At 65.4% G+C, this 16618-nt stretch carries 13 protein-coding genes; 4 read left to right on the top strand and 9 right to left on the bottom strand.

All coding sequences use genetic code 11. The features are described from left to right. Both C441_RS05930 and C441_RS05925 read left to right on the top strand, forming a co-directional pair. Positions 1–1545: an FGGY-family carbohydrate kinase gene (locus tag C441_RS05930; protein WP_007274294.1), complete on the top strand. Its 1545-nt coding sequence runs from the start codon at positions 1–3 to the stop codon at positions 1543–1545. Next, a complete protein-coding gene (locus tag C441_RS05925) occupies positions 1535–2575 on the top strand; it encodes a 2-hydroxyacid dehydrogenase (RefSeq protein ID WP_007274293.1) in 1041 nt (346 codons plus the stop codon). The genes C441_RS05930 and C441_RS05925 overlap by 11 nt, the downstream gene beginning before the upstream one ends. Positions 2576–2686: 111 nt before the next feature. Here the strand turns inward: C441_RS05925 and C441_RS05920 are convergent, their stop codons facing one another. From C441_RS05920 to C441_RS05885, 8 genes are all read right to left on the bottom strand, one after another. Further along, on the bottom strand, positions 2687–3640 hold the full coding sequence (locus C441_RS05920; RefSeq protein ID WP_007274292.1) for a mannonate dehydratase: 954 nt from the start codon (positions 3638–3640) through the stop codon (positions 2687–2689). Between the two features lie 50 nt (positions 3641–3690). Beyond that, positions 3691–5043 (bottom strand): DUF362 domain-containing protein, encoded by a 1353-nt coding sequence (locus tag C441_RS05915; RefSeq protein ID WP_049920464.1) that lies wholly within the window; start codon positions 5041–5043, stop codon positions 3691–3693. Between the two features lie 40 nt (positions 5044–5083). Further along, positions 5084–6346 (bottom strand): mandelate racemase/muconate lactonizing enzyme family protein, encoded by a 1263-nt coding sequence (locus tag C441_RS05910; protein WP_083874902.1) that lies wholly within the window; start codon positions 6344–6346, stop codon positions 5084–5086. 111 nt (positions 6347–6457) lie between these two features. After that, complete coding sequence (locus C441_RS05905) at positions 6458–8650, bottom strand: LUD domain-containing protein (protein ID WP_007274289.1); 2193 nt, start codon at positions 8648–8650, stop codon at positions 6458–6460. Next, entirely contained in the window at positions 8647–9153 is a 507-nt protein-coding gene (locus C441_RS05900) for an LUD domain-containing protein (RefSeq protein WP_007274288.1), read from the bottom strand. The genes C441_RS05905 and C441_RS05900 overlap by 4 nt, the downstream gene beginning before the upstream one ends. Positions 9154–9349: 196 nt before the next feature. Next, positions 9350–9799, bottom strand: a complete 450-nt coding sequence (locus C441_RS05895; RefSeq protein ID WP_007274287.1) for a TOBE domain-containing protein — start codon at positions 9797–9799, stop codon at positions 9350–9352. Continuing rightward, positions 9786–10130, bottom strand: coding sequence for a cupin domain-containing protein (locus C441_RS05890; protein ID WP_007274286.1), 345 nt, complete (start codon positions 10128–10130; stop codon positions 9786–9788). The genes C441_RS05895 and C441_RS05890 overlap by 14 nt, the downstream gene beginning before the upstream one ends. 504 nt (positions 10131–10634) lie before the next feature. Next, entirely contained in the window at positions 10635–11441 is an 807-nt protein-coding gene (locus tag C441_RS05885) for an aldo/keto reductase (RefSeq protein ID WP_007274285.1), read from the bottom strand. 142 nt (positions 11442–11583) lie between these two features. Between C441_RS05885 and C441_RS05880 the strand changes: the two genes are divergently transcribed. Further along, positions 11584–12423 (top strand): aldo/keto reductase, encoded by an 840-nt coding sequence (locus tag C441_RS05880; protein ID WP_049920474.1) that lies wholly within the window; start codon positions 11584–11586, stop codon positions 12421–12423. An 86-nt stretch (positions 12424–12509) separates the two neighbouring features. Here the strand turns inward: C441_RS05880 and C441_RS05875 are convergent, their stop codons facing one another. Further along, complete coding sequence (locus tag C441_RS05875) at positions 12510–13571, bottom strand: zinc-binding dehydrogenase (protein ID WP_049920463.1); 1062 nt, start codon at positions 13569–13571, stop codon at positions 12510–12512. A gap of 854 nt (positions 13572–14425) precedes the next feature. Between C441_RS05875 and C441_RS05870 the strand changes: the two genes are divergently transcribed. Next, positions 14426–16600 (top strand): PAS domain S-box protein, encoded by a 2175-nt coding sequence (locus C441_RS05870; RefSeq protein ID WP_007274282.1) that lies wholly within the window; start codon positions 14426–14428, stop codon positions 16598–16600. The last annotated feature ends 18 nt before the right edge of the window (positions 16601–16618 follow it).

The following is a 16618-nucleotide window of genomic DNA, read 5'->3' as shown; positions in this document are numbered from 1 at the left end:
ATGGAGACGGCAGACGACCCACTCCTCCTCGGAGTCGACGCGGGATTGACGAACGTCAAAGCCGCGGTGTTCGATACCGACGGGAGAGAGCGGGCAGTCGCGGTTCGACCGACCCCGAACGAGCGCCCCCGCGCCGGCCGCGTCGAGCGCGACCTCTCGGCGTTCTGGGACGTGACGTGTGAGACGATTCGCGAGGTTCTCGGGGAGTCCACCGTCGAGGCGGGGGCCATCGCCGGGGTCGGCGTCGCCGGCCACGGACACGGACTGTACGCGCTCGACGACCGCGGACAGCCGGTCAGAGACGGCATCACGTCGTTGGACAGCCGCGCGAGTGACGTCGTCAAGTCGTGGGACGAAAGCGGCCGCTCGGAGGCGGTTCGCTCGATTACGGGGTACGAACCTTTCGTCGCCGACCCGTTGAGCATCCTCGGATGGATTCGGCAGGAAGAACCGGAAGTCTACGGCGCTATCGACCGACTCCTGTTCTGCAAGGACTACCTCAAATACCGACTCACGGACGTCGTCTGTACGGACGAGATGGAGGCGAGCGTTTTCTACGACATCGAAGACGAGGCGTACTCGTCGGAGCTGTTCGACACACTCGGCCTCGGCGACTGCGCTGACGCACTGCCACCCGTCGTCCGGAGTACGGCGGTCTGTGGCGAGGTGACCGCGTCGGCGGCCGACGAGACCGGACTCGAAGCCGGCACGCCCGTCGCCTCCGGACTTCACGACGTCGGCGCTGTCGCGCTCGGGTCGGGTGCGGTTCGACCGGGGCAGGGGTCGCTCATCGTCGGCACCTGGGGGCAGAGTATCTACGTCTCCGCCGACCCGGACAGCGCCGACGGCGGAGGGCTGAGTCGGCGGTACCTCGGCGACGCGTGGCTCCGGTACCGCGGAAGCAGGTCCGCCGCGGCCGCGGTCGACTGGTTCACCCGAGAATGCTGTCGCGATTGGCACGACGAGGCGGCGTCCGACGCCGCGTTCTACGCCAGACTGAACGAGACGGTCGCGGAGGTCCCAATCGGCTCGAACGGGGTCGTGTTCCTCCCGAACCTTCAGGGGTCGACCGACGACCCGAACGAACGCGGCGCGTTCGTCGGGCTGACAATCGAACACGACCGAGGCGAGATGTTACGGTCGATATACGAAGGCGTCGCCCTCTCGTTGAGCGACCGGTTGCTCGAACTCGCGTCCGAAGACGGACTCACCGACGTCCGTCTCGGTGGAGGCGGCGCGAAGAGCGCGGTGTGGTCCCAGATGTTCGCCGACGTTCTCGACGAACGGGTCGTCGTCCCGGCGGGCCGAGAAGCGGGTGCCCGAGGTGTCGCTATCTGCGCCGGCCTCGCCGTCGGCCTGTACGACGACGTCGAATCCGCCGTCGAGCACGTCGTCGGGGTCGAACGTCGACACGACCCGACGCCCGCGCACACCGACGCCTACCGGGAGGTCCACGAGGCATACCGACTGGCCGCCGAGGGGATCGCCCCGGCCTGGGAAAAATTAACGTCGATTGAGCGGGAGACCCAAACGAATGACGATTGAAACCGTGCTCCTCTGTGGAGACCCACAACAGCCGAGCGAGTACATGTACGAGGCGGCCTCGTTCCTCGAATCAGAAGGCGTGTCGTTTTCCCGCATCGACTGGAAAGGCGACGTCTCCGCGGAACGGTTCCGGGAGGTCACGATGGAGATGGAGTCGCGCGGCCCGTCCGCCTACGACACGCCGATAATCGAGGAGCACCTCGACGGCGTGGACGCCCTCGTCGTGCACAAAGCGCCCGTCTCCGCGTCAGTAATCGAGGCGGGGGACTCGTTGCAGGTCGTCGGGGCCGCCCGGGGTGGCGTCGAGAACGTCGATGTCGAGGCGGCCGAGGCGAACGACGTCGCCGTCCTCCACGCGCCCGGACGGAACAAGAACGCGGTCTCCGACTACGCCGTCAGCCTCTTGCTCACGACGGTCCGCGAGATTCCGCACCACACGAGGGCGCTCCACGCCGGCGAGTGGAGCCAAGAGTTCGACCCGAGCCGGTTACCCCGCGACATCGAGGCGATGACCATCGGTATCGTCGGGTTCGGAAACATCGGCCAACAGGTCGCCCGACGGCTCTCGGGGTTCGGCCCCGAACTCCTCGCGTACGACCCCTATCAGGACGAGTCGACGTTCGACGACGCCGGTGTCGAACGCGCGACGCTCGACGGCCTGCTCGAACGCGCGGACGCCGTGACGCTTCACGCGCGACTGACCGAGGAGACGCGGGGACTGCTCGGCGAAGACGAGTTGGCTCGGATGAACCAGTCCGCGATACTCGTCAACTCCGCCCGTGGAGGGCTCGTAGACGAAGCCGCGCTCGTCGACGCGTTGCGAACGGGGTCGATTGCGGGGGCGGCGCTCGACGTCTTCGAGACCGAACCCCTCCCGGAGGACCACCCGTTCCTCGAAATGGACAACGTCGTCCTCTCACCGCACACCGCGGGGTCGACGCGCGACGCCGTGACGAACGGTCCCCGCATGATTGCCGAGGGAATAGAGAGCCTCATCGGTGGCGTGGACCCCGACAACCGAATCGCCTAGCCGGAACCAGACCTGAGTTCTGCGTGCAGGTATCCGATATTCGCCTGCATGCGCCCGTGGACGCGCCGTCTCACATCGGTCGAGAGCGGTCACACCGCGAGTGTCCGGCCGTTACTCGACCGCCTCTAGCAGGCCTTTCAGGTACCCCGTCGCGTACAGTCGCCCGAGCGTCATGTACCCTGGGTTCGAGTTCTCCTCGCCGGCCATCGTCGGGACGTGGTCGGGTCGAACCGGCCCGTCGAACCCGATGTCGCGGTACGCCTGGATGCAGGCGCGCATATCGGTCGGCCCCTCGTCGTGCCACGTCTCGACGAACCGCTCGTTCGTTCCCTCGACGTCGCGGAAATGCACGAAGTTGATTCGGTCGCCGAAGCGTCGAATCGTCTCCGGGATGTCCGCGCCCATCGCGGCGAAGTTGCCCTGACAGAAGGTGATTCCGTTGTGTTCGCTGTCGTACATCTCCATCACGCGCTCGTAGTGCTCCGGCGACGTGACGATTCGGTCGACGCCGCGGAGGTTCTCAATCGGCGGGTCGTCGGGGTGCAACGCGAGCTTCACGCCCGCCTCCTCGGCGACTGGGACCACCTCGTTGAGGAAATGTTCGAGGGCGTCCCACAGCTCGTCCGCGTGGACGGGGGCGAGTTCCTGTTCGGGCGCGTCTTCCATGAACTCGTTACTGTACGCCGTCGTCAGCGACCCACCGCGGGCGGGGAGCGCCGTGGAGGTCCGCGCCCACCGCTTGCCCGCCATCCAGTCGTAGGCGACGACCGGCACGTCAAGCGAACCGAGATGTCGAAGGTACTGCTTGAACCGCTCTATCTCCTCGTCGCGACCGTCGCGACCGAGTCGAGTGTCGTCGGAAATCGGAACACAGCCTTCGATAACCCCGACGTCGAGACCGTAGTCGCGAAACTCCCGAGTCAACGCGAGCAGTTCGTCGTACTTCCACGGGCGCGACCCGTCACCGATTTCAAGCGTGTGGACGACGGCGGTCTCGACGCCGACCTGTTTCGCGAGGTCCCACCGTTCGTCGCGCTCCGGCGGTAGTATGAGTGATGGCTCCATACCACACGGTTTCGTTCGAGTGTTATCAGTGTTTCTCGTCTTCCGCCCCGTCAGTGGTCGCCCGGTTCGAGGACGTCGTCGACGAACTGCCCGTCTTCGAACTCGACGGGTGTGGGCTCTTCGACGACGCGCAGGTCGTCGCGGTCGCGCGCCTCCTCGATGAGCGGTGCCGAAACGGCGAGGCGGCCGAGACGCATCGTGTCGCGAATGCGAACGACGCGCGGGGCTTCGAGGGCCCCCACGCCGATGGTGGACAGCGAGGCGATGAGACCGGTCCGGTCGGTTTCGACGGCCGGCGGAATCCGGGCGGCCCGCGGGGTGCTCGCGGTGAGGACGTTGACCAGCGTGTCGCTCCAGTTCAGTTCCTCGAACAGGTCCGCGTGGATGAAGTCCGCCGACCCGAGCCCCGAACCGTTCCCGTGGGAGGCCGGCGTCAACCCGCGAACGAATATCCGAGTGATGTCCGGTTTCGGTGGGTCCGGTTCGAACCCGTACACGATTCGTCCGATGACGTTCGTGTCCATGCCCGCCCCGGAGATGTCCTTTCCCATCCGGTCTACCACGAGCACGTCGACCTCGTCGAACGGGATGGTCGGGAGGTGCTCGTAGGCGAGTTCGAGGAGTTCCGCCTCTCGGTCCAAGAAGCCCGACGGCGGCACCCCCTCGATGAATGCGGTGTCGTCGTGTTCGTCCTCGACGATGGCGATGCCGCCGGCAATCGGGAGGTTCTCGACGTGCAGGCGCGCGATTTCGGGGAGCATCTCCCGGAAACTCCAGTCGGCGGCCCAGTCGTGTGCCGTTTTCGCGCCGCGCTGTTTGCCCATCCCGATGACGAGCATCTTCGAGAGCCCCGACTCCACGTCGCCCCGAAAGTCCGTGTGGGGCTTCACGCGGTTGGCCGGGATTATCGCGTCCGCGGCCGCCGCGTTCGCGTCCGCGTGGACCTCGACGTCTCGGTCCGGTGTCTTCCCGATGACGACCGTATCCATCGTCGCTCGAATCTCACAGCCGAGGCGCTCTTCGGTTATCCCGAGCGCTTCGAGCATCTCGCGTTGGCCCTCGGCGGTGGCACCCCCGTGGCTCCCCATCGCCGGGAACACGAACGGCTCGTACCCGCGGTCGTCGAGCGCGTCGACGACGGCGCTAACGATGGTCGGAATGTTCGCGATACCCCGGCTCCCCGCCCCGACGGCGACTTCGCCGCCGTCCGGTACCCCGTCGAATTCGAGCTGTTCGACGGCGTCGAACACGCTGTCCCGAAGCTCCGCGTCCGGAATCGGGTCCGTCTCCCACAACTGTTCGACGATGCCCACCTCCGGGACCGAGTCCATGCCGCTCGCTTCGAGAACAGTCGCCTCCGAGATCGGGACTGGTCCGTCCCGACGATTGTCACCGTCTACCATGTGATTTACGTTTGCACATTCGAAGAAAAGTCTGCCGCCGTCAGCCCTCGGCTTCCAGCGGTTCTTCGCCGGCGGCGAGTCGGTCGTTTACCTCGCCGACGTCGAGGTCGATGCCGAGGCCCGGCCGCTCGGGAACCGCGATCGCTCCGTCTTCGATGAGTGGACCGCCCGTGTGCAGGTCGTCCCACCAGTCGACGTCGCGAGCGTGGTATTCGAGCGCGAACGCGTTGGGAACCGTCGCACAGGCGTGGACGGACGCCATGGTTCCGAGCGGGCTCGCGACGTTGTGCGGGGTGATTGGCACGTCGTACGCGTCGGCGACGGTCGCAATCTTCCGGAACTCGCTCAACCCGCCGCACTTCTGGATGTCCGGGGCGGCGATGTCGATTGCCCCCGCCTCGAAAAACGGAAGAAAACCCTCCGTGCGAACGAGGTTCTCCCCGGCGAGGATTGGGGTGGTCGTCCCCGCCGTGACTCGCCGGTGCGCGTCGGCGCTCTCCGGCGGGACGGGGTCTTCTATCCACGCGAGGTCGTACGGTTCGAGCTTGCGCGCGAGTCGAAGGGCCGTCTCGACGGTGAAACTCCAGTGGAAGTCGAACGCGAGCGTCGGCTCCACCCCAATCCGCTCCCGAATCGCGTCCACGATATCGACCTTGTGTTGGACGGCGGCGTTCGTGAGGCGACGCGTCGCCGTGTCAGTGTCCCCCGGCGCGACGTCGAGGTCGAACTTCAGCGCGTCGAACCCCTCACCGACGACGGCTTCGGCGACGTCGGCGTACACGGCCGGGTCGTACGTTTCGTGGGGGTCGTCGCCGCCTTCGCCGAGGTGTTCGCCCGCGTGGCAGTCACAGTAGATGGCGACCGAGTCGCGGAACTTCCCGCCGAGCAACTGATAGACTGGGAGGCCGGTGAGCTTCCCGACGGCGTCCCAGAGGGCGGTTTCGATACCGGACACCGCCGCCTGCGAGTAGCCTTCGCCCCCGGCGAGTCCGGACAGCATCTGGGTCATGTGCTCGGTAAGGCGCTCGACGTCGTAGGGGTTCTCGCCGACGAGGCCGTTTTCAAGGAACTCGACGTGTTCGCTGACCGGTCCGGCGAACGCTTCACCGTATCCGCGGACGCCGGCGTCCGTCTCGACGGTCACGAGGTTCCACGGGAAGTTCCCGCCGAGCACTCGGCAGTCGACGGCCGTAATCTCGACGTCCCGTGTCGGGTCGCGGGACAGCCCGTCGTCCGCGAGGTTCCGCCATCCGACTCCTGCGTTCATCTCCGTTACGAGATGCTCGTACTTCGAGTGAGGCATCGTCGTGATGGTCGCGGGCCACCGTCAATAATCTTCCCCGCGGAAGCCGCGACGCACAGCCCTGAGATCGTGCGGGAACCCGCTCCGTGGCGGGAAGCTCCGACCCGTCTCTTACTCCGGTGCGATGAGTTCGACCGGATGGACGACGTCCCGTTCGAACAGGTCGCCGAGCTGTTCGGTACAGGAGGTCCCGCTCGCGACGAGCGTGCGGTCGGTCGCGTCTGCGAACTGCGCTTCGAGGTCGCTCCCGACGTCCATGCTGAGTTCGTAGTACTCGCTTTTGTAGCCGAAGCTCCCCGCCATCCCACAGCACTCGACGTCCGACGTGATGAGGTCGAAGCCGAGGTCCGTCAGGACGGCCTCGGTGTACGTCTCGACGCCGATGGTGCGCTGCTGACAGTGGCTGTGGTACGCAAGCGGCTCCGACGGCTCGGCGAGAACGCTCGCGTCGGCACCGGTGTTGAGTAAGCCGTAGACGTACTCCATAACGTCGTAGGAGTTCCCTGCGAGTCGCTCGTGTGTCTCCCCGTCGAGGAGCTTCCCGTACTCTCGGCGGAACGCGGCGAGGTCCGAGGGCTCGATGACCACGACGTCGAACCCGTCGTCGATGTACGTCGTCAGGTCGGCACTCACCTCGGACGCCCGCCGGGTTGCCGTCCGTATCATCCCCTGTGAGAGCGGTGCCCGGCCGCTCTCCTGTGGCGCCGCGAGTTCGACCTGCGCGCCCAGCGCCTCGAGCGTCCTCACCGCCGCCTTCCCCCGGTTGACGAGCACGTAGTTGGTGTACGCGTCGGGGTAGACGACCACCTCGCGCCCGTCGTTGTCCGGCGAGTCGTGTGCGGCGAACCAGTCGGCGAACGTCTCACGCTCGAACGTCGGGAGGTCGCGCCGGGCGTCGACGCCGAAGAACCGCTCCATCGCCGACCGCACCGGCCCGAGCTCCGCGAGTCGGGTCGAGAGCGGTGCCGTCGCCGACCCGACCCGTGCCAGCGTCCCGAAGTTCCCGAAGAGACGCTTCTGCGCGTCGAGACCCCCCGGCTCCGCATCGGGAGTCAGCCCCTCGACGAGGAAGTCGAAGGCGTCTTCGTCCGACTCGCGGTTGATTCTGTCGCGGACGACCGTGTTTATCCACGGAATGTCGATTTTTACGGGGCAGGCGTCCGCACAGCGCGAACACCCCGTACAGAAGTCGTTGAACGTCGCCGCCGAGTCCTGTCCGTGAACGCCGGCTTCCCACCCGGTCGCGATACCGCCGGTGTAGGTCTCGCCGCCGAAGGCGTGGCCGCCGACGTGCTGGAAGTTCGCACAGGAGTTCGCGCACGCCCCGCACCGAATGCAGTAGAGCGTCTCGCGCAGTTGGTCGTCGTCTCGCATCGCCATCCGACCGTTGTCCACGAGGACGAGATGGAACGCTCTGTCGTCGTCGCCCGACCCGAGCGGTTCGGTCGGCCGAGAGAAGTCGATAGTCGGCGACTCCACGGGCGGGGTGAGCATCGTGACGTACTGGGAGATGGGCTGTCCCGTCGCCGCCTTCGCGATGAGCTCGACGAACGGTTGGAGTTCGTCGGCGCTCGGGATGACTTTCTCGACGCCCGCGACCGCGATGTGCGTGTTCGGGGTCACCGCCGTCTTGCGGGCGTTCCCCTCGTTCGTGACGAGCGTAATCGTGCCCGAATCAGCGAGGACGAAGTTCGCACCGGTCATCCCCACGTCTGCAGAGCGAATGCGGGTTCCGAGGTAATCACGCGCGAACGCCGTGAGCTCTTCTGCCGTCTCGAACGGCTCGTCCGGGTCGAACCGTTCGTTGAACAGTCGAGCGACGTCTTCCTGTGAGCGGTGGAGCGAGGGGCCGACGAGATGCGACGGCGACTCGTCTGCGACCTGGAGGACGAACTCGCCGAGGTCGGTCTCCCAGACGTCGACGCCGGCGGCTTCGAGGTGGTCGTTGACGTCCAACTCCTCGGTCGTCATCGACTTCGATTTCACCACGGTGTCCGCGTCCTCGTCGTCGACGACGGCTTCGATGTACCGGTTGGCGTCCGCCGCGTCGTCGGCGACGTAGAGCTCGCCGCCGTTGGCCTCGACGCTCTCGCGGAGCCGGTCGATGAGCTCCGGAAGTCGGTCGATTGCGTCTTCCTTGATTCGGCGCGCCCGACTGCGGAGCCCCTCGTAGCCGTCGAAGCTCTCGGAGACTTCGTAGCGGTCTTCGTTGAACACGGTCGTGTTCTCGCGAATCGCGCGGCCTTCGGTCTCCAGTAAGTGACGGATGTGTCTCGCTTTCGCCCGGCGCTCTTCGAGGCTCATAGTCCCTCCACGAGGACCACGCGAACCGTCTTCGGTCCATGGACCCCTTTCACGAGTGCGCCCATATCGCCGGTCGCGCTCGCTCCCGTGGCGAAGACGACCGACCCGCCGTCGGAAAACTGCTCGGCGAGCTTCGGCATCGCCTCGGTCACGTCCTCGAGAACGTCGCTCTCGCGGACGACGCCGACGTGTGTCGGCGGGTAAAGCGAGACGGGTTCGTTCCCGGCGGCGTTCGACTCGACGACGAGCGTCCCGTACTGTGCGATTGTGCGCCCGATTGGCGTGACGCCGGTCCGCGCCTCGGTGAGGTCTCTCGGCGTGAGTTCCGTCGTTACGGGAGTGTCCTTCAGCGAGACGCCGTCGAAGCCGAGCGGGGTTCCGACGGCCGGTTCGTCGACGACGCTCGCGAGCGTCTCGGAGAACGTCGCGGGGGTCGCGCGCGTCAACTCCACGCCGACGTCTGTAAGCGACCGTTCGAACGCCCCGATAGTACCGATAGCCATAGCAGTACCATACGGGACGAAAATGATAATTGTTGTCATGGGACTCGGAGGAGTCCGTCTCGATTCCGGACGGTTGCGGCGTCCGGTGCGCGATTGGTATCGCTGGGTGCTGTCGTCGGCCCGCCCGTCGTTTCTGGTGCGTGCTCACCAGCGGCTGAGACGAGAGAAACGTCCGCTGAAAACGAACCGGCGGCGGTCAGTAGGTGATGTTCTGACCGGTCTCGTCGTCGAACAGGTGAATCTTGTCGAGCGTGGCCGAAAGCGAAATCGATTCGCCCGGCTCGACACTGCTCTCGGGGGCGACGCGGGCGCTGAACTCCGTGTCATCGTCGGTCTTCGAGGTCACCGTGAGGAACTTGTCCGAGCCCATCGGCTCGACGACTTTCACCTGTGCGTCGAGAGTGCTGTTTTCGGTGTACTCGTCCTCGTCGAGGACCGACAGGTCGCTCAGGTCCTCGGGACGCACGCCGAGCGTGAGGCTGTCGAGGGACCCGTCCCACTCGTCGACCGCCCGCTCGACGTCCACCGGGAGGCCGAACTCGAAGAACTCCTCCCGTAGTCCGGCGTCGAACCCCAGCTCACGCGGTTTCGTCCGCGGGGGCGGGTCAGTGAGTTTCGGGTGAGTGTCCCGTTTATTCGTCGTCACCCTCCCACGGCGGTGTCACCCGCGGCGGTGAGAACACTTCGATACCGACGGCGTCGACCTCGCCGCGGTTCTCGGCCGAGTGTGGGACCGCTCCCGGAATGACGTAGGAGGTGTTCGGCCCGACGAGATACTCTTCGCCGTCGACCGTGAACAGCAACTCCCCCGACGACACCCATCCGATCTGTTCGTGTTCGTGGCTGTGCGTTCCGACGAGCGCGCCCGACTCGATACGGAAGTGTTGAACACTGCCCTGACGCCCCGTCGCAAGCTGTGCGAGGTGGACCCCGTCGAGAACCTCCTCGCCGTCGTCCGTCATCGGTTGAACGTCCATACGAGCGTCTCGTACGGCATGGACTTAACCAGTCCCCCGTGTTCGGTGCGTTCGAGTCACGTTCGACACGACTGAACGTTCCCACGGAGTGACGCGACGGCGTCGATAGCGCCGTTCCCCGGAGTAGCGGAGCGAACCGTCGCTGTGACCGCCCCGCGTGGCCGCCGCTCACTACACCGGGGTTTACTATCGCCGGATGCGAGGTGGCCCAATCCTCTGGACATTACATAAGTACACCTGTAATACAAACTTCGATGTGCTCGCGGAGAACAGCGAACACGTTCGCTCTCGTCGCACGCCGACTCGGCGGCGCGCCGCCGCCGGGGGAGCCTCGGACGGTCGTCGCACGACCCCTTCGAGAGACAGACGGCTCTCCGGGGTGGCGTACGGGGGAGTCGACCGATTGGCGTCGCCGCTAATCGGAGGAGTCGACGCTCCCGACGACGAAGCCGGTGGCTCCGATGCGACCGTCTCTCAGTATCCCTGCGGCGACCGCCGGAGGGGTCACTGCCACGGCGCACCGTCGCGCTCGACGAAGCGCGTGCGCCGTTCGATGTCGTCGATGCGGGCGACGTCTTCGTCGTCCAGTTCGAGCGCGGCGGCACCGAGGTTGTCTTCGAGGTGGGCGCTGGAGGTGGCTTTTGGAATCGCGACGACGTTCTCGTGGCTCGTCACCCACGCGAGACACACCTGCGCGGGCGACGTCCCGTACTGTTCGGCGATGTCACGGATGGTCGCGTTCGTGAGAGCCTCGCCGCGCGCGAGCGGCGAGTACGCGACGAGCGTGTAATCGCGTCGCTGTGCGTCTTCGACGAGCTCACGTTGCGGCAAAAACGGGTGCATCTCTACTTGGTGTGCGAAAAGCGGAGATTCGAGGACCTCGCGGGCCTCGTCGAGGAGGTCGACGTCGAAGTTCGACACGCCGATGTGTCGGACGCGGTCCGCTTCGACGAGGCGTTCGAACGCGCCGAGGGTTTCGTCGGCCTCGTACTCCCCGACCGGCCAGTGAACGTACAGGAGGTCGAGATAGTCGACGCCGAGTCGCTCCATGCTCGCGTCGGCCTCGTCGAGGACTTCGTCGTGGGTCAGCCCACCGCTTATCGGGTGGACTTTCGTGGCGAGAAACAGCTCGTCACGAGGCGCGTCGGCTTCCTCGATGCCGTCGCCGACGGCCGATTCGTTCCCGTAGTGCTCTGCGGTGTCGACGTGTCTGTACCCCAGTTCGATGGCGGTCCGGACCGACCGGGCGCACTGCGCCGGGTCGTCGTTTTCCCACGTTCCGAGCCCGATTGGTGGCAGAGGTGATACCATACGACGTATCACCCGTATCTGCAAGTAAACTCTTTCGCCGTCGGCGTGCCCCCGCCGGCCCACCGGGACGAATCCGGAGCGGGGAGTCTCGTCTCCGCGCGCTGGGGTAGATTGATACGATGGCGGACGAATGTACGGTCCGATGACGAGTTTGACTGTCAGACTTCCAAGCGGGGACGACCTTCCGAAGGTCGGCCTCGGAACGTGGGATATCGATGGCGCGACCGTTCGCGCGTCTGTACGCGCCGCACTCGACGGTGACTACACCCACGTCGACACGGCCGAGGGATATCAAAACGAGGGCGAAATCGGTGAGACGCTCGCGGACTACGACCGCGAAGACCTGTTTCTCACGTCGAAGGTACTGCCGGCGAACCTCAACTACGAGAGCGTCATCGAGTCGTGTGAGAACTCGCTCGACAGACTCGGCACCGACTATCTCGATTTGTATCTGATTCACTGGCCGAACCCGGCGATTTCGCTCCGAGAGACGCTCGACGCGATGAAGACGCTCTCCGACGACGGGAAGGTGCGCAACGTCGGCGTATCCAACTTCAGCGGCTATCAGCTTAGTAACGCGCTGCACGTCACCGACGTCCCCATCGCCGTCAATCAGATCGAGTTCCATCCGTGGTTCCAGCGGCGCGATTTGGTCGACTACTGCCAGTCGAACGGGGTGGCCGTCGAAGCGGCCGCACCGCTCGGGCGGACGAAGGTGCTCCAAGATTCGACGATTCAGGATATCGCAGAGACGTACGACAGATCTCCCGCGCAAATCGTCCTCAAGTGGGCCGTCGAGAAGGACATCGTCGTCCTACCGAAATCGAGTTCCGCGACGCACATCGCCGAAAACGGTGCGCTGTTCGACTGGGAACTCGATACGGAAGACCAACGACGTATCGACGAGTTGGACCGGAACCAACCGGTCTACGATACGCTCGAACGAGATTGGTCTCGGGAGGTGTACGGGATTCCAGAGTAGTCGATTCGGCCTGACGAAGGTGGGCTCTGTTGTCGGTGTGGCGCACGGAGGGCGCGTTTGCCAGCACCTCGGTTCGCGCTCCGCCGTCAGAACGTGTCAATCACTGGGATTCCGACGGTGTCGAAGTCCGTCATCGAAGCCAGTATCTCGGGGGTCTGGTCGAGAGACACCATCTCGGATATCACTGCCGCCGGTTCGAGCGCACCACGGTCCATCATTCTGAAGATTTCGTCGTACCGCGGTCGAGGCATCCCGACCGCACCGATGAACTGGAGTTCGTCGAGTACCATCCGGTCCGTCGGGAGCGCGACCTCGCCGCCCTCCTCGTTCGACGTGAGTCCGACTTGCACGTGCTGACCTCTCTTTCGGAGGCTCTTGACCGCGTTTTGGCACGTTTCGGCGATTCCGAGGGCGTCGACCGAGACGTGAGCGCCGCCGTCTGTCAGCCCTCGCACCTCCGACGGAACGTCAGCGAGGTCGTTTGCGTTGAGCGTTTCGACAGCGCCCAGTTCGCGCGCAAACGACAACTTCTCGTCGAAGAGGTCGACGGCGACGACGTTGGCCCCGAGCGCGTCGGCGATGTGAACGGCGGACAGACCGACGCCACCACAGCCGTAGACGACCACCCAATCGCCCGCGGTGACGTCTGCGCGGTGGACGAGGGCGTGAAACGAGGTCATGAACCGACAGCCGAGACCGGCCATCTCGACCGACGAGACGCTGTCCGGGAGCCGGACGACGTTGTAGTCCGCCCACGGTACGTGGAATCGTTCGGCGAAGGCCCCGTTGGCCTCGGGTGCGAGTCCGAGCGGGACCCGGTTATCGCAGACGTTCGAGTGACCCGAACGACAGGACGGACACGTCCCGTCGCCGAGGTTGAAGGGGACTGTCACTCGGTCGCCTTCGCGGACGTGTTCAACCTCGTCGCCGACCTCGACGACGACGCCGGCCGGTTCGTGACCGAAGACGTGTCCGTCGTCGAAATCCCGAGACTCCCAGAGCGGGTCGCCCTGCCACGCGTGCCAGTCGCTTCGGCAGATTCCGCACGCCTCCGTCTCCACGATGACACCCGCCTCGTCTAGTCCCGGTTCGTCGACCTCCCGAATTTCGAGCGGCTCACCGGGAGTTGTGAAAGTTACTGCGCGCATCGTACCATGGTGATTGCTGGCAATTAGTATAGTTGTACGGGGATGTCATCCCAGTATCGCGGACGCCAGACCACAGGCGGGGCGAGTACGCGACGAATGAGCGAGAACAGTTGGGGTGACGCCCGCGCCGTTTCACTTGCTCGCTCGTCGCTTTTCGGGGCGAAACAGACAGACACATATATAATACTGTTATCTGATAGTATTGGAGACAAGCGCCGCCTCGTCAACCGTGTGTCGTCGGAGACGAGCGACACTCAAACGGGCGTGGTTCGGAGGGGGTGCGTCGGCGAGACCCGATTCGTCTCGATGGATACCAGCCCCGACCGTCCGCCGCGACAGAGGCCGTCACGACTCCCTTTCACCCACGATTCTGGTCGAAAGGTGGCCCACGCGCCAATCTGAGTCGAGATAAACTATCCCGTGAAAGTCGTCTCGTCGGCCTCACGCAACCCCGAAAGTGAGTTCGACCCGCACAGGCCTCTGTCGTAACGCGGGTATCACGAAACGTGAACCAGCGCCGAACACGCCGAGGAAAACCGAGCCGAATAATAGTCATTTTACGTATATTTAACTATACATAATCGTATACTGATAATATTGATTCGACGTCGAACGCCGTCGCTACGTCGCCCGTCCGGCGGTGAAAGTTCGACCGCATGCGCGAGCGAAACGACCATCTACCGCAACCGTCGGGGCGACGAGTCCGAGACGCCGGTGGTGGAACTCGTCCGGATATCCGGGACCGCCCGCGAGTCGAGCGAACAGTTCACCGAGGCGAAACGTCGGCGTCTCCGACTGAGCGGCCGGCCAGTCACGGTTAAGTATCTCCCGTCGAACTTTCACGGAGAACAGCTATGAGTGAGACGGTGAACGAGGTGGCCGTCCTGCACGTCGACGACGACGAGGCCTTCGCGGAGTTGGCGGCCGCGTTCCTCGAACGGATGCACGACCGGTTCCGGGTCGAGACCGAAACGTCGGTGGCGGCGGGACTCGACAGACTTGCCGACGAGGAGTTCGACTGCGTCGTCTCGGACTACGACATGCCAAGCCTCGACGGTCTCGACTTCCTCGAAGCCCTCCGCGAGGACGCCCCAGACCTCCCGTTCATCCTCTTTACTGGCAAAGGAAGCGAGGAGGTCGCGAGCGACGCCATCTCCGCGGGCGTCACCGACTACCTCCAGAAGGAACACGGGACCAGCCAGTACACCGTCCTCGCCAACCGTATCGAGAACGCCGTCGAACAGTACCGCTCACAGCGCGCGCTCGAGGCGAGCGAACAACGGCTCTCCCTGTTCATCGAACAGTCGCCTCTCGGCGTCTTAGAGTACGACAGCGACTTCCGCATCGTCGGCCTCAACGAGCGTGCGGAAGATGTTCTCGGCTACTCCGAGGCGGAACTGCGCGGCCACACCTGGGAGGCCATCGTCACGGAAGGCAGTTACGACAACGTCGACACCGTCACGGACCAGCTCGCCACGGACACCGGCGGCTACCACAGCGTCGACGAGAACGTCCGAAAGGACGGCGAACACATCCACTGCGAGTGGCACAACCGCGTCGTCACCGACGACGACGGCGAGGTCGTGGCGGTCTTCTCGCTGTTTCAGGACGTGACCGAGCGCATCGAGCGCGAGGCGCGACTCCGGGAGACGACGGCGCGGGTCACCGCGCTCTTCGAGGAGTCGCCCGACATGGTCAACGTCCACAACGTCGACGGCGACATCCTCGACCCGAACCCCCAACTGTGCGAGGCGACCGGCTACAGCGCCGCGGAACTCACCGAGATGAAGGTCTGGGACCTGGACCGAACGCTGGGCGCCGAGCGAGCCACGGACATCTGGAACGACATGGAGCAAGGCGACAGGCGGCGGATCGAGGGCGCCTACACCCGCAAGGACGGCTCGACGTTCCCGGTCGAGGTCCACGTCCGCCGGCTCGACCTCGCCGGCGAGGACCGCTTCGTCGCCATCAGCCGCGACATCTCCGAGCGCGTCGACCACGAAGACGAACTCGAACGGACCAACGTCCTGCTTTCGACGCTCGTCGGGGCGCTCCCGGTCGGGGTCCTCGCCGAGAACAGCGACCGGACCGTCCTCGCGGTCAACGACCGACTGCTCGAACTGTTCGACATCCAGGAGTCACCCGCGGAGCTCGTCGACGCGGACTGTCGGAAACTGGCGCGAGAGGCCGGCGAACTCACCACCGACCCCGAGGGCTTCGTCGAGCGCGTCGACGAACTGATATCCGGGTCCGAATCCGACTACTCCGAGTCGGTCGAACTGGCGCGCGGCCGGACGCTCGCCCGAAGCTACGAACCCATCGAACTGCCCGAGGGGACCGGCCACCTCTGGATGTACCGCGACACGACCGAACAGCGCGAGCGCGAACGACAGCTCCAGCGGCAAAACGAGCGGCTGAGCGAGTTCGCCAGCGTCGTCAGCCACGACCTGCGGAACCCGCTGAACGTCGCCACCGGCAACGTTCAGCTGGCGCGCGAGGAACACGACAGCGACCGACTCGCCACCGCCGCGGAGGCGCTCGACCGCATCGGTGACCTCATCGACGACCTGCTGACGCTCGCCCGCGAGGGCGACGACGTCGGCGACTGCGAAACCGTGGCGCTGTCGTCGCTCGTCGACGACTGCTGGCGGACCGTCGAGACGGCGGACGCCGACCTCCGAAACGACCTGACGACGACCGTCGTCGCCGACCGGAGCCGGCTCCAGCAACTCATCGAGAACCTCGTCCGTAACTCGGTCGAGCACGGCGGCCCGGGCGTGACGGTGACGGTCGGCGACCTCCCGAACGGCTTCTACGTCGCCGACGACGGCGACGGTATCTCGGCCGACCACCTCGACACGGTCTTCGAGGCCGGGTACACCACCTCGCGCTCGGGGACCGGCTTCGGTCTCGCCATCGTCAAGCAGGTGGCGGAAGCCCACGGCTGGGAGGTCCGCGTCACCGAGTCCGCCGAGGGAGGCACTCGCTTCGAAATCACGGGCGTCGACTTCGCCGACGGCCGGGCGTGAACACGGCGCACGGAGGGC

This window comes from Haloferax sulfurifontis ATCC BAA-897 (assembly GCF_000337835.1).
Taxonomy (GTDB): domain Archaea; phylum Halobacteriota; class Halobacteria; order Halobacteriales; family Haloferacaceae; genus Haloferax; species Haloferax denitrificans.
This window is presented reverse-complemented; position numbering and strand designations above follow the sequence as displayed.

Excerpts from the sequence above, each read along its gene's own strand:
- C441_RS05885 (WP_007274285.1), bottom strand. The coding sequence starts at position 11,441 with ATGGTATCACCTCTGCCACCAATCGGGCTCGGAACGTGGGAAAACGAC.
- C441_RS05870 (WP_007274282.1), top strand. The coding sequence starts at position 14,426 with ATGAGTGAGACGGTGAACGAGGTGGCCGTCCTGCACGTCGACGACGAC.
- C441_RS05875 (WP_049920463.1), bottom strand. The coding sequence starts at position 13,571 with ATGCGCGCAGTAACTTTCACAACTCCCGGTGAGCCGCTCGAAATTCGG.
- C441_RS05925 (WP_007274293.1), top strand. The coding sequence starts at position 1,535 with ATGACGATTGAAACCGTGCTCCTCTGTGGAGACCCACAACAGCCGAGC.
- C441_RS05905 (WP_007274289.1), bottom strand. The coding sequence starts at position 8,650 with ATGAGCCTCGAAGAGCGCCGGGCGAAAGCGAGACACATCCGTCACTTA.
- C441_RS05890 (WP_007274286.1), bottom strand. The coding sequence starts at position 10,130 with ATGGACGTTCAACCGATGACGGACGACGGCGAGGAGGTTCTCGACGGG.
- C441_RS05900 (WP_007274288.1), bottom strand. The coding sequence starts at position 9,153 with ATGGCTATCGGTACTATCGGGGCGTTCGAACGGTCGCTTACAGACGTC.
- C441_RS05920 (WP_007274292.1), bottom strand. The coding sequence starts at position 3,640 with ATGGAGCCATCACTCATACTACCGCCGGAGCGCGACGAACGGTGGGAC.
- C441_RS05930 (WP_007274294.1), top strand. The coding sequence starts at position 1 with ATGGAGACGGCAGACGACCCACTCCTCCTCGGAGTCGACGCGGGATTG.
- C441_RS05915 (WP_049920464.1), bottom strand. The coding sequence starts at position 5,043 with ATGGTAGACGGTGACAATCGTCGGGACGGACCAGTCCCGATCTCGGAG.
- C441_RS05910 (WP_083874902.1), bottom strand. The coding sequence starts at position 6,346 with ATGCCTCACTCGAAGTACGAGCATCTCGTAACGGAGATGAACGCAGGA.
- C441_RS05880 (WP_049920474.1), top strand. The coding sequence starts at position 11,584 with ATGACGAGTTTGACTGTCAGACTTCCAAGCGGGGACGACCTTCCGAAG.